Below are 19,128 nucleotides of genomic sequence, written 5' to 3' on the forward strand. Positions count from 1 at the left end.
GGTGGGAAACCAGGAACGGATCAAATCCGATGCACGCAACGGCAACCCGCTCCAGCGCCTTGCGCTGAATGCCGGGGCGATCCTCGGATCCTTGTGCCTGCTCATGACGCTTGCGGCTGTGCTGTTTGGGGTGAAACCGCTGGTTTTTGCCAGCGGCTCGATGGGACCCGGCATCCCCACCGGATCGTTGGGACTGGCTGTTCCCACCCCGATTGTGGAAGTTGCCATAGGCGACGTGGTTTCGGTGGTCACCAGCAACGAAGTTCGGGTGACGCACCGGGTAGCCGACAAGACCGAAGCAGGCCTGATCCTCAAGGGGGATGCCAATCCCGTCGCGGACCTGCAACCGTATGCGGTGGACAGCGCCGACAAGCTTCTGGTCAGCTTTCCGGGCTTGGGGTACCTGGTGACGTGGCTGTCCCAGCCATGGGCGTATTTCCTGGGCGGGTTGTTGTGCGCCTACCTGCTCTATCTCGCATTCTCGCGTAGCCCGCAGCCAGCAGTTGGTGAATCCGTCCCGAGAAGTTCTACCCAGAAACGCAATTCGGAGACTGATGCCGATACTTGTGCAGGATCCCCTGGGCGGGGGGACTTGCCTCGTGCTGGCATATCCCGCCTTTTGTGCATGGTGCTTGTTCTTTCGACGGCGGTCGCTTCGTTGCAACTTCGCCCTGCGGTCGAATCGACGCAGGCTGCTTTCACTTCCACGGCGAAAGCCGGGGGTACGTTGCACGGCGCCGTTATGCAACCGGCCAAGAATCTTTCATGCAAAGATAAATCCTCGCTATCCGGTAACAATGTCATCAACTTCGCATGGCAAGCTCCAGCAGCCCAGGGTTCGAAATTAACGGGATACAAGGTATCTGTCCAAATCAACGACAGTGAAGAGAAATTCTCCGACCCCCTGCCTGTGTCTACCACCACATACTCTGTCGATATTTCCCCTTCGGGCGGGTTGCTGTCGCTCCTGATAGACCTTCTGGGCAACCTCTTTGGGTCGAAATTTGACGTGAACTTCCGCGTGTATGCGATGTATGACAACGGATGGACCGCCGCTCCCATCGTCCATTCGAAAGCGAAGGGCTCTATCGGATTACTTGGAGTGGTCAGATCGCTGCACTGCTCGTGAGTACTATCGAGCACGATGCAACGATCCGTGCCGGCAGGCTAACTGGAACGAATATTGCCTAAGCCGAGGAGAATCAGCTCAAGTCCCTTGTGAAAGGTCAGTCGCGCTCGCTGTTCCAGCTGGAGACCGGCGTCCAGCGCCTCCTTGAATTCATGCCCCGAAGAATCATTAGCTTCCCAGACAATTTCCGGCGCAGCCGCATCAAGCGCCGAGCCGAGCACGAATGAATCGATGATGGTGATCGCGTGCAATCGGTCCGCCGGCGGGAACCCCGCCTGCGCGAGAGTTTGCGCCAACGCATCGTAGACCCGCAAGGTGGTGCGGTCCCGCACGGTATGGCTGGTCAGCAACGGGATCAGCCGCGGGTGTTTTGAATACGATTCCCAGTAGGACGTGGCGATTTGCCTTACGGTTTCCTGCCAGTCCCCGGAATCGCCGTCCGGCAGGCTGATCGCCGACATGGCGCGGCCGCGCATCAGCTCGATGATCTCGTCCTTGCCCGCCACGTGGTTGTAGAGTGAGGACGCCGTCACTGACAGGGCCTTGGCCAGTTGCGGGAGCGTGAACTCGCCGTGCTTGTCGACCAGTTCCAACGCCGCGGAGGCAATCGCATCCGGGCTGAGCTTGGGCTTGGAGGGGCGTGCCATGGCGTCTACTGCCTTCCTGTCGGGGCCTTCCACCCGAGCATATCCGAGTTAAACGAAAATCATTCGTTACCCCTTGCGTGTGACGCGGGGCACTGCTTATCCTGTAAACGAATCACATTCGTTTTAGCGATGGAGCATAGCCATGAAAGAAATACTCGCTCTCACCCCGCCGGCCTCTCCGGCCCGCGTGGACGCCGCCGAGCGCGGGGAACTGACGGTCGCGCTGGTCCAGCACCACTGGCACGAAGACCCGCAGGCACTGCGCGACGAACTGGAAGACGGCATCCGCCGCGCGGCCTCCCGAGGGGCCAAGATCGTGTACCTGCCGGAGCTGACGCTGAGCAAGTACCCGGCCTTCGTGGTGCCGAACCCGGACGCTGCCGACGAGTCCGCCGAGGACCTGGAGAGCGGGCCGACCGTCGCCTTCGCCCGCGACATGGCCGCGCGCTACTCCATTCATGTGCACATTTCGCTGTTCCGCAAGGCCCCGGCCGAGGACGGCCTGGGACTGAACACCGCCGTGGTCGTGTCGCCGCAAGGCGAAATCGTCGCGCTGACCAACAAACTGCACATTCCGCGCACCGCCGGCTACTACGAGGACAAGTACTTCCGCGAAGGCCCGAGCGAGGATCCCTACCCGGTGCACCGCCTCGAGGAGCTGAATGGCCTGGCCATGGGCTTGCCCACCTGCTGGGACGAATGGTTCAGCGAGCCGCCGCGCATCTACTCGCTGGCCGGCGCGGACCTGGTGGCCTACCCGACGGCTATCGGCTCCGAACCGGACCACCCGGACTTCGACACCGAACCGCTGTGGCGCCAGACCATCATCGGCAACGGCATCGCCAACGGGCTGTTCATGGTGGTCCCCAACCGCTGGGGCGACGAAGGCGCACTGACCTTCTACGGTTCCTCCTTCATCTCGGATCCGTATGGCCGCATCCTGGCGCGCGCTCCGCGCGACGAATCCGCCGTCCTGGTGGCAACCCTGGATTTGGACGCCCGCCGCGACTGGCTGACGCTCTTCCCGTTCCTGCGCACCCGCCGCCCGGAAACCTACGGCGCGCTGACCGAAGCCCGTGCCGAGTCCGGTCTGGGAGAGATGGGGAGCTCCCATGTCTGAGTTCCTCATGCCCGCGGAAACCGATCCGCACGAACGCATCTACATGGCCTTCCCCTCCGGCGGCTACACCCTGGGCGACACCGCCGAGGAGGCCGAAGCCGCGCGCAGCACCTGGGCCGCGGTGGCCAAGGCCGTCGCCCGCTTCACCCCGGTGACCATGGTCGTGGACCCGCAGGCCGAATCGGACGCCCGCCGCCACCTGGGCGAGGAGGTCAGCTACGCGCTGCGCGAGCTGGACGACGCCTGGATGCGGGACATCGGGCCGACCTTCGTGCGCGACGCCTCCGGCGAACTGGCCGCCATCGACTGGAACTTCAACGGCTGGGGTGCCCAGTCCTGGGCCTCCTGGGGCAAGGACTCGAAGATCGCCGCCCAGGTCGCGCAGCTGGAGCAGACCGCCCGGGTGCAGTCCTCGATCACCAACGAGGGTGGCGGAATCCACGTGGACGGCGAGGGCACCATGCTCGCCACCCGCAGCGTCCAGCTGGACCCGGGACGCAACCCGGAAGCCAGCGCCGCGGACATCGAGGCCGAGTTCGCCAAGCAGCTCGGCGCGCAGAAGGTCATCTGGCTGGAGCGCGGGCTGACCCGGGACAACGAGGAGTTCGGCACCCGCGGCCACGTGGACATCGTCGCCTGCTTCGCAGAACCCGGTGTGGTGCTCTACCACGACCAGCAAGACCCGGCCCATCCGGACCATGCGATTTCCGCCGAGGTGCGCAGCCTCCTGGAGGCGGCCACCGACGCCAAGGGTCGCAAGCTGCGCCTGGTCCCCGTCCCGGCGCCCAAGACGCTGAAGGACGAGGAAGGCTGGGTGGACTACTCCTACATCAACCACCTGGTCACCAACGGGGGAGTCATCGCCTGCTGCTTCAACGATGAAAACGATGCGCAGGCCGCGCGGATCCTCGCCCAGGCCTACCCGGGCCGCGAGGTCGTCGCGGTGGACGCCACCGAGCTGTATGCCCGCGGCGGAGGAATCCACTGCATCACCCAGCAGGTTCCGAAGCGATAGAACACCCCGCCCGGTAAAGGATCCAGTGCGATGAAAGACAAGACGAAACCCAGCCGGCTGAGCACCAGCCCGGTCACCGAAACAGGCAAGGGCCTGACTGCAGGCCAGATCGGCCTGTTCACGGCCATCGTGATCGGCGTATCCACCATTGCGCCCAGCTACGTGGTGGCCAGCACGCTCGGCCCCACCGCCGAAGCGGTGGGCACGCACCTGCCGGCCATCTTCATCGTCGGGTTCATCCCGATGTTCCTGGTGGCCCTGGGCTACCGCGAGCTCAACCGGGCCATGCCGGACAACGGCACCACCTTCACCTGGGTGTGGAAGGCCTTCGGGCCGCGTGCCGGGTGGATGGGCGGCTGGGGCATGCTCGCGGCGAACATCATCGTGCTCTCCAACCTGGCCGGGGTGGCGGTGGACTTCTTCTACCTCTTCCTCGCCCAGGCCACCGGGCAGGAACAGCTGGCCGAGCTGGCGTCCAACCCGTGGATCAACGTGGCCACCTGCTTGGTGTTCATGCTGGGCGCCACCTGGATCTCGGTGCGCGGGCTGCACGCCGCCTCGCTGGTGCAGTACCTGCTGGTCGGCTTCCAGGTGGTGGTGCTGCTTTGGTTCACCATCGCGGCCCTGGACAAGGCGGCCCCGGCGGTGCAGTTCTCCGCCGAGTGGTTCAACCCGCTGGGCATCGATTCCTTCTCCGCCATGGCGGTGGGACTGAGCCTGTCCATTTTCGCCTTCTGGGGCTGGGACGTCTGCCTGTCCATGAACGAGGAAACCAAGAACGGCGAGCGCACCTCCGGTCTGGCCGCCGGGTTCACCGCGGTGATCGTGCTGGCCGTGTACCTGCTGACCTCCGTGGCGGCCACGGTGTTCGCCGGGGTGGGGGATTCAGGTCTGGGCCTGGCGAATCCGGAGAACATCGGCAACGTGTTCGCGGCCCTGGCCGGCCCGGTCATGGGGCCGGCAGCCATCCTGCTGTCGCTGGCGACCCTGGCGTCCTGCGCGGCTTCGCTGCAGTCCACCATGATTTCCCCGGCCCGCTCGATGCTGGCCATGGGGCACCACGGGGCGCTGCCGCAGGCGTTCACCCGGATCCACCCGAAGTTCGGCACTCCTGCCTTCTCCACCATCGTGGCGGCGGTGGTCTCCACCGGCTTCTACGCGATGATGCGTTTTGTCTCCACCAACGTCTTGAACGACACCATCCTGGCGCTGGGCATGATGATCTGCTTCTACTACGGGGTCACTGCATTCGCCTGCGTCTGGTTCTTCCGCCACACGCTTCTCGCCTCGGCGCGCAACTTCCTCATCCGCGGGCTGGCTCCGCTGCTGGGCGGGCTGGCGCTGGTGGCGGTGTTCCTGCAGACCACCGTGGACTCGCTGGACCCGGAGTACGGTTCCGGGACGCACGTGGCGGGCATGGGCCTGGTGTTCGTGGTCGGGGTGGGAATCCTGGTGCTCGGCGCGGTGTTCCTGATCGGGGCCCGCAAGTGCCGTGCGGCGTTCTACGAATCCCGTCCGGAAACCAGGTACGTGAAGCAGGAAACTTCCTAGCTCCCGCAGCGCGCAGCCCGGCCCTTCCGCAGGGCCGGGCTGCGCGTGCGCTGGGGCTAGGACACTCCGGCCCGGCTCCGGCGTTCGAGGAACACCGAGGTGTCGATTAGACGGCTGGCCGCGAACCGCGGGATCGTTCCGGCCGCCCCGGTGGCCAGCTGGGCCAGGTGCTCGCCGATGGCGGGCACGAACTTGAAGCCGTGGCCGCTGAACCCTGCGCCCACGGTGACCGGCCCCAGCCGGTCGAGGATGAAATGCTCGTCCTCCGTGTTGGCGTAGGTGCAGGACACCGGCTCGAAGCTGTCAGGATCGGTGCCCGGAAGCCAGCGGCGGGCATAGGCCTGCAGGGCGTCGAGCTGCTCGGCGACCGGCCGGTGCGGGCGGCGGTCCGGATCGATGACTTCGCCCGATCCGTGCCAGCCGACCTTGATGCCCTCGCCCGGGGTGTGCATGCCGTACACCGGAGCGAAAATCCTCAGGCCGTCGTGGTCTCCCGGGGCGAGGGTGTGGTTGAAGCCGGGCCAGTGGGCGGATTCCCCGCGCCGGGCGAAGTGCACCGGGTGCTCCTCGGTGACGTGCAGGCGCGGCAGCTCGAAGCCCGGTCCCAGCAGCGTGCGGGTCCACGCACCAGCGGTGAGGATGACATGGCGTGCGGACAGCGTGGCGGTGCGCCGGCCGTCATCCACGTGGATCTTGACCAGCTCATCCGAGACGACCTCCAGCTGGAGCACCCGGTGCCGGTGGCGGATCTCGGCTCCGGCGGCGGCTGCCAGCCGCTGCAGGGTGGCCACGGCCAGGTCGGCATTCAGCTGCCCGCCGCTGGGAATATGCAAAGCCTGCGTCTGGAACCTCATGCCGGCAAAGCGCTCGCCGGCCTCGGCTGCGTCCAGCAGTTCGCTTTGGATGCCGGCGGCCGTAAGCGTCCTGTGGATCGAGTGCTGGCCGGGTTCGTCGCCGTGATTGACCAGCCCGGTCCGGTTCAGTAGCTTGACCTTGCCGGCCTGCGAAAGGTCTTCCCACAGTTGGTTCGCGCGGCGCAGGAGCCCGACATAGGCAGGATCCGCGTAGGCGGGGTTGAAGTTGCGTGTGCTGCCGTGGGACGCGCCCTCATGGTGTCCGGGGGCGAAACGCTCCAGCAACAGGACCTGGTGTCCCTGGCCGGCAAGGGAGAAAGCGGCGGCCGAGCCCATGGCTCCGCCCCCGATGACCAGGAAATCGACGTCGGTGCTCATCTCTTCAGCCTAGGCCCGGTGACTCGCCGGGCCGACGCCGGGGTCGTAATATTGCGGGTCGGACGGCGCCGTTACCGGATTGGTGCGGAGGCCGGGAATGGTTCAAGTCAGGCCTTGTTGACGTGTATCGTCGAATACAGAGGTCGAGTGTGCATTTTCGGGGACTGGTCTTCCCGCACCTTCCCAAGAACGCCGCGCCTCGGCAAACCATGACAAGCAACCAGGAGCGGAGTCCGCGTGGAGCAAACAGTGCAACTCGGTGCGTTGATCGGCTTGGCGGCAGCGGTGTTCGCCGGGGCATCCACGCAACGCATCTCCGGTATGGGTTTTGCGCTGGTAGCCTCTCCATTCCTGGTCTTGGTGCTCGGGCCGTTCGAAGGCATCATGCTGGTGAACTTCCTCGGAGCGTGCAGCAGCTTGCTGATCTTCGCCCAGGTCTTCCGGCAGGTCGAATACAAGAAGATCGCGCTGCTGCTGGTGCCCGCGGTGATCATGACCTTCCCCGGTGCGTGGGTGGCCACGCTGCTCGGCGGTCCTTGGCTGACCATCGGCATCTCGATCATGGTGATCCTCGCGCTGGGCGCCAGCTTCCTGGTCCGCAATCTGCCGGCCGCGCAAAGCAAGGGGCTGGCCATCGGCGCCGGCGCCATCTCCGGATTCATGTCGGTCACCGCCGGCGTCTCCGGCCCGGCCATCGCCGGCTACGCGGTGGCCAGCCGCTGGCCGCAGGCGAAATTCGCGATTTCCGTGCAGCTCTACTTCCTGGTCCTTGCGGTGTCCTCGCTGGTCGCCAAGGGCGGCATGCCGCAGCTTGACTGGATCCAGTGGACCGCCTGCCTGGTGGCCATGGTGCTGGGTATCGTGCTGGGCAATTTCCTGGCACCGAAGATCCCGGCGAAAGTCAGCCGTGCCTTCGTGGTGCTAGTCGCGCTTGCCGGAGCGGTCGGCCTGCTGGTCAACGGCATCACGGAACTGGTCTAACGGCCTGCCCGGCACTGCCTGAATTGTCCATGGAACAATGGATGTCGTGCCTCTCCACTTCCCCGAACCGACGAATCCCAAGCGCGTGACCGAACTCGAAATCGAGCGGAACGCGCTGTGGTCGGGACTGTTCTGCGCGCTGTTCGGGATGGCCACGGCCTTGATCATCTTCGCCGGCGAGCGCCCCGCGCTGTTCGGCGGACTGTCGGTGGGTTCCGTGGCTTCGGTGACCGGCGGCGTCTCGGCGGGGCTGTCCAGCGCCTATGCGTTCCGGAGCCTGCTGCGCCAGCGTGAACCGTGGCTGCGCCGCATCCCGGCCTGGCGCCAGTATGTTGCCGCCCTCGGCCTGGTACTGGTCCACGTGGCCAGCACCGTGATGATGATCCTGGTGGCCACGCACCTGTTCCAGCAAGCGTTCATCGGCCTGCGCCTCGATGTGCTGGCCGGGTCGCTGGCCGTCAGCGGCATCACCGGGCTGAGCGCCTATTTGGCGCTGGTGGCTACGGCGCGCACCAGCGCCGAGAACCTGTCGGTGGTCCTGGGCATCTACATGGCCGCCGGCGTGCTGATCAGCATGCTGCTGGCCGAGGACCAAGGCTGGTGGCAGGGGATGTTCTCCCGGCTGGGGACCTCGCAATCCGGCATGGGCTCCTTCTGGACGTTCAACACGACCATGATCATCTCCGGACTGGTGCTGATCTCGTTCACCGAGTTCCTGACCAGGGACCTGGACGTGCTGTCGCGGACCTACCGCTGCCGTCCGAACCTCGAACGCTACCCGCTGATTCGCAAGCTGCGCCCGCGCCCCCGGGTGGTGGGCTGGTGCCTGGTCGCGGTGTCCGTGGGAATCATCGGCGTGGGCAGCGTCCCGATGAACCTGTCCCTCGGGGTGCATTCGGCGTTCGTCCAGCTGGCCTCCGCCGCCATGATCATCCTGCTGCTGGGAACGATGGTCCTGCTGCCGGGGTATCCGGCGGTCTTCCACATGATGTCCCTCTCTGCCGTGGGTGCGCTGTGGGTGGCGTTCCTGCTCTGGGATTCATGGTCCTACTACAACCTGACCGGTTTCGAGCTGTCGGCCGTGGCGATCCTTTTCACGTGGATCTCCGTGTTCATCCGCACCACCGCGGCGATGATCCGCGATCGGCAGCAGCCGCGCAGCACGCATGGCCCGGGCACACGCAGCGTCCACCGCGATCCGGCGCCAAGGACTGAAAAGCCTGCCGTCTGAAATGTGCCGCGCTGCTCGGCCGGTAGCCGCGCATGGGCCCGGTTCGTAGTGCCCCGTTCCGGGCAGTGTTCCTGCACTTCCCTGACATGCATCCTTGACGTTTCCTTGGAATTATCCAGCGGCGAGACCAGCGGACAACATTTTCTGTAGCGTAATGGGTGTCGTTTCAACCGAATAACTGAGGAGGGCAAGATGGGTCTCGGAGACAAGATTCAGAACAAGTCAGAAGAAGTTGTTGGCAAGGCCAAGGAAGCCACGGGCAAGGCGACGAACGACAGGTCGTTGCAGGCCGAAGGCGTCAAGGATCAGGCTGCCGCGAATGCCAAGCAGGCTGGCGAAAAGGCCAAGGACGCGTTCAAGGACGCAACCGACAACAAGTAGAAGTCATTCACGCCAGTGGCCCCGTCGTTGCGACGGGGCCACTGGCCTGTCCAAGGGCCGCTCCTCCAGTTTCGTGCAAGCCATTGTCCGTACGGCCTAATCTTGCTCCCGCGGGTCCATTCGGGCCAGTTGCAGTCGCACGGGACCACGGACATTGTGCGCATCGACGTCATGCCCTTTCTGGGTCACCCGAATCGCGCCGTCTGCGGCCAGGGAAGCGGCCACCTGCCGGACGCGTTCCATCCGGGGCCGCCAGCGTTCGCCACCGCCGCCGACGATGCGTGCGACATCGCTGGGGCAGATCGAGGACCCCTGCCTCTTACGCAGCAGGGTGAAGATCGCCGCCCGGATGCGTTCATCCAGCTTGTCCTCGCGGGCTTCTTCCCACCACGGCTGTCCGCGCTCGCCCAGAGCCAGCTTCGCCTCGTGGACCCTGGCGCGGGCTTCTTCGTCCCCGCGTCCTATCTCACGGCGGGCGTTCATCAGTTCGTCGACGAGCTCCTGTCGGAGCTTCGGCGGGATCCCGGGATCGCTCGCACGCCACTTCCGGCCGGAAATGACCAGATATCTGCCGTCTTCCGTTCGCTCCACTGCGTCTTCATTGCTCATGGTTGCCTTTATTCCGCCTCACCCATAACTTGTTCCCATGCTGCCTGCGGTGCATGCATGACGGGGTTTCAGGGTAGGACATTTCACGCTGCCGTTGCGAGGGGTTCCAGACGGCTGCCAGCCGTCGTGGCACGCGACGACGAGTGGAGAGCTGGCACGTGCTCCCGCGGCGCTGGCGGCCGATCCTGGTTTCCTGACAGTTGCGCGCGATGGTTTACACCGGTCGCGCGCAGGTCCTAGGCTCGGGTCATGCCAGTGATGATCAGAACGATCCAGACCGCCGTACCTTCGACAGTCTTGAAGCAGGACGACGTCAGGGACGTCTTCGCCGCACAGCCCGACCTCAGCCGGCTGGGACAGCGGCTGGTGGCGACCTCCTTCAACTCCGCGGACATCGACACCCGCTACAGCTGCGTTTCGGAATTCAACACCGAGCTGCCCGAACCGGCTGAACCGATGTTCTATGACCGTTCTTCCGGCCTGCTCAAGTCGCCGAGCACCGCCGAGCGGAACCGGGTCTACGTGGAGCACGCAGGCGAACTGTTCATCGAGGCCGCGCGGCGGGCGCTGGACGCCTGCCCGGGGCTCGAACCTGCGGATATCACCCACGTGATCACGGTGTCCTGCACCGGCTTCTACAACCCCGGCCCGGACTACCAGATCGTGCGCAGCCTCGGGCTGAATCCCTCGACCGTCCGCCACCATCTGGGATTCATGGGCTGCTATGCAGCATTCCCAGCGCTGCGCGCGGCCCGGGATTTCTGCCTGGCCGACGAGAACGCCACCGTGCTGGTGGTCTGCGTGGAGCTTTGCACGTTGCACGTGCACAGCTCCAACGACCCGGACACCATCATGGGCTCGGCCATCTTCGCCGATGGCGCCGCCGCCGCGGTGGTGGCCCGGGGCGGCGAGGGGCTGCAGATCGACGACCTGAAGACCACGCTGACCCCGGTGGGCGAGGAATCGATGGCCTGGAACATCGGGGACCACGGGTTCGAAATGGTGCTGGGAACCTACGTCCCGCACATCATCGACGACCACATCACCGACGCGCTCACGCCGCTGCTGGACGCCGACGCGGAGGGACCGCTGGAGATCGGGCAGATCACTCACTGGGGCATCCACCCGGGAGGCCGCGCCATCCTGGACCGGATCCAGAACCGGCTGCAGCTCTCCGAAACGCAGCTGCACCCGGCCCGCCGGATCCTCAAGGACTACGGCAACATGTCCAGCTCCACCGTGCTGTTCGTGCTCAAGGAAATCCTCGAAGCCGGCAGCACCGGCGCCGGAGAACGCGTCTGCGCCATGGCCTTCGGCCCCGGGCTCACGGTGGAAACCGGCCTGTTCACGGTGGCGACGGTTTCCGGAACCAGCTGATGCGGCGGCGTCCCGACGAGCTGGAGGCCATGGACCATCCGGACTGCGACCCCGTGCTGCTGAACCGGACCTACGCCCAGTTCCCGCTGGTAAACAGGGCGGTCGGCGGATGGAAGGGGATCTACGCGCAGCAGATCGCCCCGCTGCTGGCCTCCGGCGAACCGGCCCGCCTGCTGGACATCGGCTGCGGCGGGGGAGACATCGCCCTGCAGCTGGCCCGCTGGGCACTGCGCGACGGCTACGAGCTGGGCGTGCTGGGCATCGACCCGGATGAGCGGGCCATCGCCTTCGCCCGGCAGGCCGCGGCGAAAAGCGCCCTGCCGGCCGGGAAGATCGAATTCTTGCGCTGCACCAGCGCGGACCTGGTGCGCGGCGGAGAGGTCTTCGACGTGGTCATCTCCAATCATCTGTTGCACCACCTGGACGATGCCCAGCTGCGCGGGATCCTGGCCGACACCGAAGCCCTGGCCACCGGGCTGGGGCTGCACGCGGACATCCGGCGCTCCCGAATCGCTTCGCTGCTGTTCGGCGCGGCGACGCTGCCACTGGCAAGGACCTCGCTGATCCGCCGCGACGGGCTGGCCTCCATCCGCCGCAGCTACACCCCGGTGGAACTTGTCCGCCGAGTGCCTGCCGGATGGCAGGTGCATACCGCCAAGCCGTTCAGGAACCTGCTGGCCTACCGGCCGGCCTGGGCATGACCGCAAGGGCAAAGGGGGCGAAAATCATGGATGGCGCGGCGATCATCGGCGGCGGGCCGGTGGGGCTGGGTCTGGCGGTGCTCCTGGCCCAGCAGGGGTGGACCGTGCGGGTCTTCGAGCGCCGCCGCGGAATCTCCGCGCACTCCCGGGCCATCGGCCTGCACCCTCCGGCCCAGCGGGTGCTGGCCCGCGCCGGGCTGGCGGCGCAGCTCGCAGAGCAGGGCACCGCAATCCGCCGGGGAGTGGGAATCAGCAACGGCCGGCAGATCGCCGAGCTGGACTTCTCCTCGCTGCCCGGCCCCTACCCCTACGTGCTGGCGCTGCCGGAACACCAGACCATGACGCTGCTGCGGAACCGGCTGCGCGAACTGGACCCGCAGGCCCTGGCCGAAGGCCATGAATTCCATGGCATCGAGGGACAGTCGCGCGAATCCATCCGCTTCACCGTGGCCGGGCCCGGGGGAGTGCAGACCCGGGAAGCCTCCTGGCTGATCGGCGCCGACGGGGTGCAGTCGGCGGTGCGCGCCGAGCTCGGAGCGGGGTTTCGCGGCAGGCAGCTGCCGGACCGCTACCTCATGGGCGACTTCCCCGAATCCACCGGCTGGTCGCAGACCGCCGCGCTGTTCATCGAGTCGCAGGGCATCGTCGAGTCCTTCCCGCTGCCGCAAGGCCTGCGCCGCTGGGTGGCCAGACTCGGACGCGGGCAGTCGGTGGACACGGACCTGCCGACGCTGATCCGCGCACGCACCGGCCACCGGGTGGACGCCCAAGCCTGCACCATGCGCAGCAGCTTCGCCACCGCCAACCGCAGGGCAACCAGCATGGTGCAAGGCCGGGCGGTGCTGCTGGGCGATGCCGCGCACCAGATCAGCCCCATCGGCGGGCAGGGCATGTGCCTGGGCCTGATCGGTGCGGCGCAGCTCGCGGAGCTGTTGGCCTCCGGCGCCGGCCCGGAGGACGGGCAGCTGCAGCAGTTCCAGGCGCGGCAGCTGAAAGCCGCCCGGCAGGCTGGCCTGAAAGCGCACCTGAACATGGCGCTGGGCCGGCCGGTGGCGCCGTGGCTGCTGCCGGCGCGCAACCAGCTGTTCAGCGCCGTGGCGGGGAACCGCACGGTGCGCGATACGGTGGCCCGCAGCTTCACCATGACCTGAATGCCGCGCGTGCCCAAACTCACCGCCTGTACCCAGCTGATACGTGAAACAATGGATGGTGATGACTTCGAGCAACCCCACCACACTTTCCGCTGACGAGCGCAAGGCCCTGCGCCAGGAGCAGGCCGCCGCCCAGCGTGCCCAGCAGCTGCGTATCTCCACCTCCCGCGCCCAGGCCGAAGGCCGTGCGCAGGTCATTCCGACCGCCGAGGGATGGAAGCAGGAGATGGGCGCCGACGGCCGCCCCGAACTGCAGTTCGCCACCAAGCGCCGCGTCTCCCAGCCGCCGACCCACCTGGCTGACCTCACCCTGGCCGAGCGCCAGGAGAAGCTGAAGGAACTGGGGCTGCCGGCATTCCGCGCCAAGCAGCTCTCGGTGCACTACTTCCAGCACTACACCACCGACCCTGCCAAGATGAGCGACCTGCCCAAGGACCGCCGCGAGGAACTGGTCGACGCGATGTTCCCGAAGCTGCTGACCGAGGTCAAGCGGCTGACCACCGACGACGGCAAGACCATCAAGTTCCTGTGGCGCCTGTTCGACGGCTCGCTGGTCGAGTCCGTGCTGATGCGCTACCCGAACCGCATCACCCTGTGCATCTCCTCGCAGTGCGGCTGCGGCATGAACTGCCCGTTCTGCGCCACCGGCCAGGCAGGCCTGACCCGCAACATGTCCACCGCAGAGATCCTGGACCAGATCGTCCAGGCCAACCGCGTCATCGCCGAAGGCGGACTGGGCGGCCAGAAGCACCCCGACGAGCGCGTGGGCAACATCGTGTTCATGGGCATGGGCGAACCGCTGGCCAACTACAAGCGCGTCATGAACGCCGTGCACCGGATGGTCGCCGAAGCCCCGGAGGGCCTGGGCATGAGCGCTCGCGGCATCACCGTCTCCACCGTCGGCCTGGTTCCTGCCATCCGCAAGCTGGCCAACGAGGACGTGCCGGTCACCTTCGCGCTATCGCTGCACGCACCGGATGACGAGCTGCGCGACGAGCTGATCCCGGTGAACTCGCGCTGGAAGGTCGACGAGGCGCTGGATGCCGCCTACGACTACTACGTGAAGACCGGACGCCGCGTCTCCATCGAGTACGCGCTGATCAAGGACATGAACGATCACGAGTGGCGCGCCGAAATGCTGGCGAAGAAGCTCAACGCCCGCGGCCGCGGCTGGGTGCACGTGAACCCGATCCCGCTGAACCCGGTGCCGGGCTCCATCTGGACCCGCAGCGAGCCGGACATCACCTCGAAGTTCGTGCGCCGCCTGGACGAGCTGGGTGTGCCGACCACCCTGCGCGATACCCGCGGCAAGGAAATCGACGGCGCCTGCGGCCAGCTGGCCGCCGACGGCGACAAGTAGCCACCGCTACCCCGGGCAGAGAAGCCTATACTTTGGCTAAGACCTAAGTAGAGGGAGGACTGCTCATGAGCACGATTCGGCTTCCGAGGATTGCCGTCTCCCGGGACCTGGCCAAGGACCTGGTCTGGGCCGACGAGGTGAAAGCCGACGAGCCGGTGGTGCTCGACGGGCGCTGGATGGTCGTGAACAACGAGGACTTCGCCAGCCAGCTCGCCACCGAGCTGCGCAACCGGAACATCGTGCACTTCGAGGTGCTCGGCGGCAGCCCCGAATGGCAGGACGCCATTCGGGCCGCCGGGGCCACCCATGACGTGCAGATCAACGTGCAGTCGCTGGACTAGGCGTCGATCCAGCGGATGTTCTTCCCCGAGCGCTCCAGCACGGTGTCCCAGAGCTTCTGCTCCTCATAACCCTGCTGCCTGCCCGAGTTGTTGAAGAACAACTCCGCGTACGTCTCCCAGCGGGCGTACTCTTCCCGCAGTTCGTTGTTGTCGATGCGGCTGGCCGCGGTGCGGAATTCTCCCTGCAACGCGGCCTGGGCCAGCGCCGGAAAGGGATCGGGACCTCCGGAGCCCGACTGCAGGTAGTCCAGATGCGCCGTCCATTTGCTGCGAAGCTCCAAGGCCACATCCTGGACCGCGATCAGCGCGGCCAGCTGCGCGGTGTTGCGGCGTTCGGCGCGCTGCGCCCTGCGGTTGCCCAGCACCGTCACCCAGGTAATGGCCAGGCCCGTGAGCAGGCCGAGGAGCGCGGTGGTCCACGGGGTCAGGCTCAGCGAGGAAATGTTCTCCCGCATGAAATCGCATAGCTGGACCAGGTCCTTGGAATCCAGTTGCCCGCACGTTTGAATCTGCATCACGCCACCTCGCCGCCGCCTATCCAGATCATGCCGGTATTCTATGCGCGAATCCAGCAGGCCAGTAGGGCAACGGGCAAGCATCCTGATGGGTTGCTATCGAATGCGGCAGTCTCGCCGCCGCCGTCACGTAACCTGCAGCTTTTGTTGCTACATCGCAATATATTGTCCTGAAGGGCACGAACAGGGACTTGAGGGTCTTGTCCCATAGTCGGTGGCTGAGCGCCCGAAGCGAACTAGGAGGTTGCAAACGCCGGGCGGTATGGTTCAGATATGGCTGTCTCAGATCCTCTTTTCCTTGATAAATCCAATCCGGAGTTGTGGAACTCGATTGGGAAGTTCGCCAATCAGCTGACCAAGTCCTACCAGGACGCAGGCATCAGCGACCGGCTGGCCGAACTGGTGAACCTGCGGGTCTCGCAGATCAACGGCTGCGCCTACTGCCTTGACCTCCATGCCCGCAAGGCCATCGACGCAGGGGAGACGATGCAGCGTATCAACTTGCTGTCCACGTGGAACGAATGCGGCGGACTGTTCGACGAGGAAGAGTGCGCGGCGCTGGCCATCGCCGAAGCAGCAACCAACCTGCCCACCCCCGAGGAACGCATTGCAGCTGTGGCCTCGGCCCGTCTGGTGTTCTCCGATGAGCAGGTGGCGGCCATCCAGTGGATCGCCGTGGCGATGAACGCGTGCAATCGCATCTCGGTGCTCTCCCGGCATCCGGTCAAGGAACGCAGCCTGGCTGAAGGCGCAAAGTAGTGAAGGTGTCGAAGCGCGGAGAAGTCCCGCCGTTCGAAGTCATGCAGATCGTCGAGGAAGTCGCGCACCTGCGTGCCGCCGGCCGCGACGTGATCTCATTGTGCGTCGGGGAACCCGGCGGGGGAGCGCCCGCCGCGGTCAATGAGCTCGCCGCGCAGCTGCATGCGCAGAACGCGGATTTCGGCTACACCCCGACCGCCGGCCTGGCCGAGACCCGCGAGGCCTTGGCCGCGCACTACCTGGCCCGCTACGGCGTCCAGATCCCGGCGCGGAACTTCGTCATGACCACCGGATCCTCCGGGGCGTTCCAGCTGGCCTTCCTTGCGGCCTTCGACGCCGGGGACGTGGTGGCTCTGGCCCGTCCAGGCTATCCTGCCTACGCCAACATCCTCGGAGCCTTGGGCCTGCAGGTGGTGGACCTCCCCACCGGGGAAGCCGAACGTTTCCAGCCGACCGTGCAGCTGCTGGAGCAGGCCCTGGCCGAGCACGGAAGGCTCGACGGCCTGGTCATCGCCTCGCCGAACAACCCGACCGGCACCATGTTCAGCGCCGAGGAACTCGAAGAGCTGTGCAGCTGGTGCGACGCCCATGGCGTGCGGCTGGTCAGCGACGAGATCTACCATGGCATCGAATTCGTCCCGGAGCGCAAGGGGCGCACCTCCTGGGAGTTCTCCCGCTCCTCGATCGTGGTTTCATCCTTCTCCAAGTACTGGGGCATGACAGGGTGGCGCCTGGGCTGGATGATCGTCCCCGACGACATGTTGGCCGCGGTGGACGCCCTGGCCTCGAACCTCGCCTTGTGCGCGCCGGCTCCGGCCCAGCGTGCGGTCATCGCCGCCTTCGAGCCGTCGAGCCTTGCCGAGGCGGAGCAGCGGGTCGCCGAGTTCGCGAAGACCCGCGACCTGGTGCTGGCCAACTACAGAAAGCTGGGCATCGAGCAGGCAGCGCCGGCCGACGGCGCGTTCTATCTCTACGGGCGGCTCAGCGAGCGTGTGCTCGACCGCTTCGGCACCGCCGGAGAGTACTGCCGGCAGGTGCTGGAACATGCACAGGTGGCGCTGACCCCGGGCGGCGACTTCGACCCGTTCGAGGGGCACCTGTTCATCAGGCTGTCGTTCGCCGCCGGTTACGAACGGGTGGCCGAGGCGCTGGAGCGGGTGGAAGCGTTTTTGCGCCAGACGCTGTCCGGGGTATAGGACTCGTGGATCGGTGGTGAGAAACTTGGGTGATCTGCACCGCCGGTTCCGCACGAACCTTGTGGTCAATTTCGATGTTGAGCTTCTTGAAACCAACCATCCTGCGACAGTCGTGACGCCAAGCGGCCGATGACATATTAGGCGCTTTCAGGACCGCCGCGTCCTAATCCGCCTGCCTTTGGGCATCCACTATGGCGATGCGTGTGCACGACGTCGGAGTTCGGGCCGGGGAACGCCTGCTGTTCCACATAATGCGGGCCGTATTCTCCCTTATCAGGATGGGTAGATCTTGTTGTGTCCGGTGTGGCAAAACCCCGGAAACGTGCACACTCCGATAGCTGAAATCTGCGCCTTTCGAGCTGCTTGATGAGGCTTGGTGGTGCGTTTTTGGGTGCATTTTTACTATGGGTTGAGCATGCATCCCAGAGTACAATCGAATCATGAAAGCAGCAGTGTCACCTGATCAGCGTCCGGGACTTCGCGCGTACGAGGATTCCGTCGGTCTTCCGTTTCATGAGCTCATTTCGCAGTTGCGGGAGATATTGGGTGTGCGCCTGGTTGCCTATATCGGTGGGGTGAAGTCCTCCAGATCGGTATCGGCTTGGGCAGATGGCTCATCCGTTCCCGGCGAAGTCGACCAAGAACGACTTCGTCATGCTTTTCATGCCGCGGCACTTCTGCGGGATCGCTACGACGCTATAACTGTGCAGTCCTGGTTCAAGGGGATGAATCCCGGCTTGAATGATGACGCACCCGCCCAGGTCCTGCACGAGTCTGACCCGATAGTTGGTTCTCGGGACGTGATCGTCGCCGCTAAATCATTCGCTTACGGCCGATGATGAATCCCGAACATGGAAACAGCGTGGACCTTGAAATAGAGTGCCCAGATGAACCCCTCCATGTTTGGCGCGTCGGATTCTCACCCGAACTTTGGGCTTGGACGCCTTGGACGTTCGCCGGTGACGACGGACTTTTCAGTGGACGTTGGGATGACCAGCTTGGCGAGTTTCGTACCATCTACACTGCCGAAAGCCTTCTTGGATGCTTCCTCGAGCTGCTTGCCCTCTTCCGTCCCAGTCCCGAGCTGGTCGCCGGGCTTGACCAGATTATCGACGACGACGGCAGCATTGGCAGCTACCCCGAGGCTCCCCAATGCGCCATTGGCTACTCATGGTTGGAAGACCGGCGGTACGGTTCTGCACGCCAAAGCGGCAAATACTGCTACGTCACCCACTCACGCAGTATTGCCGCGTTGAGCATCCACTACCCCTTCGACCGACATGATATTTCCCTCGCCGACGTCGATACTGCCCTGTTGAAGGACGCCCGAGACCGCGTGCTCACTAGATCCATCGCCAGATGGCTTTACGACCTGCACGAAGAGACAGCGGGCGAGCCTGTCGTCGATGGTGTGAGGTTTAATTCCCGCCACGGTGATGAGATCCGTGTCTGGGCGGTGTTCCAACGTGCCGATGACTTGGCTGTCAGTCCTCGGATCCAACCTGTGATGGAGCCTCTCTCGGTGCCGCCCGACCTTCCCGAGCTGCAAGAGGCATTTGCCCGCTTTGGTCTGCAATGGCATGAAGGCTGATTGCCCAGAACGTGCGCACGGCACCACGCGTCCAGCAAAAGGAACGGTGTGCCGTGGCGGCTTCGGTGAATCGGAAAGGCCAATAAGCCGAATCCCTGATTCAAGCTTCTGAGTCATTGCGCATGATCCCAAATTCGTTCCTGCAGGTTCGAACTCCTTAGGACTGGAACTCGCGGTATGCGAAGAAGCGGGCACGGAATGATCCGTGCCCGCCTCTCTTCACGCATGGTCAATACGGTTT

General features: G+C 65.2%; 20 protein-coding genes. 16 read left to right on the plus strand and 4 right to left on the minus strand.

Annotated features, from left to right (window positions below; genetic code table 11):
* Nucleotide 1 precedes the first annotated feature (1 nt).
* Entirely contained in the window at nt 2-1,129 is a 1,128-nt protein-coding gene (locus tag ATC04_RS02960; protein ID WP_052772502.1) for a signal peptidase I, read from the plus strand.
* Between the two features lie 38 nt (nt 1,130-1,167).
* On the opposite strand, the gene ATC04_RS02965 is transcribed toward ATC04_RS02960, so the two are convergent.
* Nucleotides 1,168-1,776, minus strand: a complete 609-nt coding sequence (locus ATC04_RS02965; protein WP_047120203.1) for a TetR/AcrR family transcriptional regulator — start codon at nt 1,774-1,776, stop codon at nt 1,168-1,170.
* Between the two features lie 142 nt (nt 1,777-1,918).
* Between ATC04_RS02965 and ATC04_RS02970 the strand changes: the two genes are divergently transcribed.
* Genes ATC04_RS02970 through ATC04_RS02980 form a run of 3 tightly spaced genes read left to right on the plus strand, consistent with a single transcriptional unit; the run spans nt 1,919 to nt 5,462 of the window.
* On the plus strand, nt 1,919-2,896 hold the full coding sequence (locus ATC04_RS02970) for a nitrilase-related carbon-nitrogen hydrolase (RefSeq protein ID WP_047120202.1): 978 nt from the start codon (nt 1,919-1,921) through the stop codon (nt 2,894-2,896).
* Nucleotides 2,889-3,911 carry an agmatine deiminase family protein gene (locus ATC04_RS02975; protein ID WP_047120201.1) on the plus strand — a complete coding sequence of 341 codons (1,023 nt, stop codon included), beginning with the start codon at nt 2,889-2,891 and terminating at the stop codon, nt 3,909-3,911. Before ATC04_RS02970 ends, ATC04_RS02975 begins: the two co-directional genes overlap by 8 nt.
* A 30-nt stretch (nt 3,912-3,941) precedes the next feature.
* A complete protein-coding gene (locus tag ATC04_RS02980) occupies nt 3,942-5,462 on the plus strand; it encodes an APC family permease (protein WP_047120200.1) in 1,521 nt (506 codons plus the stop codon).
* A 56-nt stretch (nt 5,463-5,518) separates the two neighbouring features.
* On the opposite strand, the gene ATC04_RS02985 is transcribed toward ATC04_RS02980, so the two are convergent.
* Complete coding sequence (locus ATC04_RS02985; protein ID WP_047120199.1) at nt 5,519-6,694, minus strand: FAD-dependent oxidoreductase; 1,176 nt, start codon at nt 6,692-6,694, stop codon at nt 5,519-5,521.
* 237 nt (nt 6,695-6,931) lie between these two features.
* Here ATC04_RS02985 and ATC04_RS02990 point away from each other — a divergent pair, with 237 nt between their 5' ends.
* The 3 genes from ATC04_RS02990 (at nt 6,932) to ATC04_RS03000 (ending at nt 9,287) form a co-directional block, all read left to right on the plus strand.
* Entirely contained in the window at nt 6,932-7,675 is a 744-nt protein-coding gene (locus ATC04_RS02990) for a sulfite exporter TauE/SafE family protein (RefSeq protein WP_082123997.1), read from the plus strand.
* 46 nt (nt 7,676-7,721) lie between these two features.
* Nucleotides 7,722-8,906: a hypothetical protein gene (locus ATC04_RS02995; RefSeq protein WP_146955960.1), complete on the plus strand. Its 1,185-nt coding sequence runs from the start codon at nt 7,722-7,724 to the stop codon at nt 8,904-8,906.
* 192 nt (nt 8,907-9,098) lie between these two features.
* On the plus strand, nt 9,099-9,287 hold the full coding sequence (locus ATC04_RS03000) for a CsbD family protein (RefSeq protein ID WP_047120197.1): 189 nt from the start codon (nt 9,099-9,101) through the stop codon (nt 9,285-9,287).
* Between the two features lie 96 nt (nt 9,288-9,383).
* Here the strand turns inward: ATC04_RS03000 and ATC04_RS03005 are convergent, their stop codons facing one another.
* Nucleotides 9,384-9,896 carry a DUF3253 domain-containing protein gene (locus ATC04_RS03005; protein WP_047120196.1) on the minus strand — a complete coding sequence of 171 codons (513 nt, stop codon included), beginning with the start codon at nt 9,894-9,896 and terminating at the stop codon, nt 9,384-9,386.
* A gap of 249 nt (nt 9,897-10,145) precedes the next feature.
* Here ATC04_RS03005 and ATC04_RS03010 point away from each other — a divergent pair, with 249 nt between their 5' ends.
* From ATC04_RS03010 to ATC04_RS03030, 5 genes are all read left to right on the plus strand, one after another.
* Nucleotides 10,146-11,273 carry a type III polyketide synthase gene (locus tag ATC04_RS03010; RefSeq protein ID WP_047120195.1) on the plus strand — a complete coding sequence of 376 codons (1,128 nt, stop codon included), beginning with the start codon at nt 10,146-10,148 and terminating at the stop codon, nt 11,271-11,273.
* Nucleotides 11,273-11,974 (plus strand): methyltransferase domain-containing protein, encoded by a 702-nt coding sequence (locus ATC04_RS03015; protein WP_047120194.1) that lies wholly within the window; start codon nt 11,273-11,275, stop codon nt 11,972-11,974. Before ATC04_RS03010 ends, ATC04_RS03015 begins: the two co-directional genes overlap by 1 nt.
* Before the next feature lie 26 nt (nt 11,975-12,000).
* The gene (locus tag ATC04_RS03020) at nt 12,001-13,125 is read left to right on the plus strand and encodes an NAD(P)/FAD-dependent oxidoreductase (RefSeq protein ID WP_047120933.1); all 1,125 of its coding nucleotides are present in this window, start codon (nt 12,001-12,003) and stop codon (nt 13,123-13,125) included.
* 61 nt (nt 13,126-13,186) lie between these two features.
* Nucleotides 13,187-14,485, plus strand: a complete 1,299-nt coding sequence (gene rlmN / locus ATC04_RS03025) for a 23S rRNA (adenine(2503)-C(2))-methyltransferase RlmN (RefSeq protein ID WP_231735894.1) — start codon at nt 13,187-13,189, stop codon at nt 14,483-14,485.
* Between the two features lie 65 nt (nt 14,486-14,550).
* A complete protein-coding gene (locus ATC04_RS03030) occupies nt 14,551-14,826 on the plus strand; it encodes a hypothetical protein (protein WP_047120192.1) in 276 nt (91 codons plus the stop codon).
* Here the strand turns inward: ATC04_RS03030 and ATC04_RS03035 are convergent.
* The gene (locus ATC04_RS03035; protein ID WP_047120191.1) at nt 14,823-15,341 is read right to left on the minus strand and encodes a hypothetical protein; all 519 of its coding nucleotides are present in this window, start codon (nt 15,339-15,341) and stop codon (nt 14,823-14,825) included. The genes ATC04_RS03030 and ATC04_RS03035 overlap by 4 nt on opposite strands.
* 273 nt (nt 15,342-15,614) lie before the next feature.
* Between ATC04_RS03035 and ATC04_RS03040 the strand changes: the two genes are divergently transcribed.
* The 4 genes from ATC04_RS03040 (at nt 15,615) to ATC04_RS03050 (ending at nt 18,887) form a co-directional block, all read left to right on the plus strand.
* On the plus strand, nt 15,615-16,100 hold the full coding sequence (locus ATC04_RS03040; RefSeq protein ID WP_047120190.1) for a carboxymuconolactone decarboxylase family protein: 486 nt from the start codon (nt 15,615-15,617) through the stop codon (nt 16,098-16,100).
* Nucleotides 16,100-17,296 carry an aminotransferase class I/II-fold pyridoxal phosphate-dependent enzyme gene (locus tag ATC04_RS03045; RefSeq protein WP_047120189.1) on the plus strand — a complete coding sequence of 399 codons (1,197 nt, stop codon included), beginning with the start codon at nt 16,100-16,102 and terminating at the stop codon, nt 17,294-17,296. The genes ATC04_RS03040 and ATC04_RS03045 overlap by 1 nt, the downstream gene beginning before the upstream one ends.
* Nucleotides 17,297-17,736: 440 nt before the next feature.
* Nucleotides 17,737-18,135 carry a hypothetical protein gene (locus tag ATC04_RS19195; RefSeq protein WP_152666895.1) on the plus strand — a complete coding sequence of 133 codons (399 nt, stop codon included), beginning with the start codon at nt 17,737-17,739 and terminating at the stop codon, nt 18,133-18,135.
* A gap of 23 nt (nt 18,136-18,158) precedes the next feature.
* On the plus strand, nt 18,159-18,887 hold the full coding sequence (locus ATC04_RS03050) for an RES family NAD+ phosphorylase (protein WP_047120188.1): 729 nt from the start codon (nt 18,159-18,161) through the stop codon (nt 18,885-18,887).
* Nucleotides 18,888-19,128: the final 241 nt, after the last annotated feature.

It is taken from the genome of Arthrobacter sp. YC-RL1 (assembly GCF_001454985.1).
GTDB lineage: Bacteria > Actinomycetota > Actinomycetes > Actinomycetales > Micrococcaceae > Glutamicibacter > Glutamicibacter soli.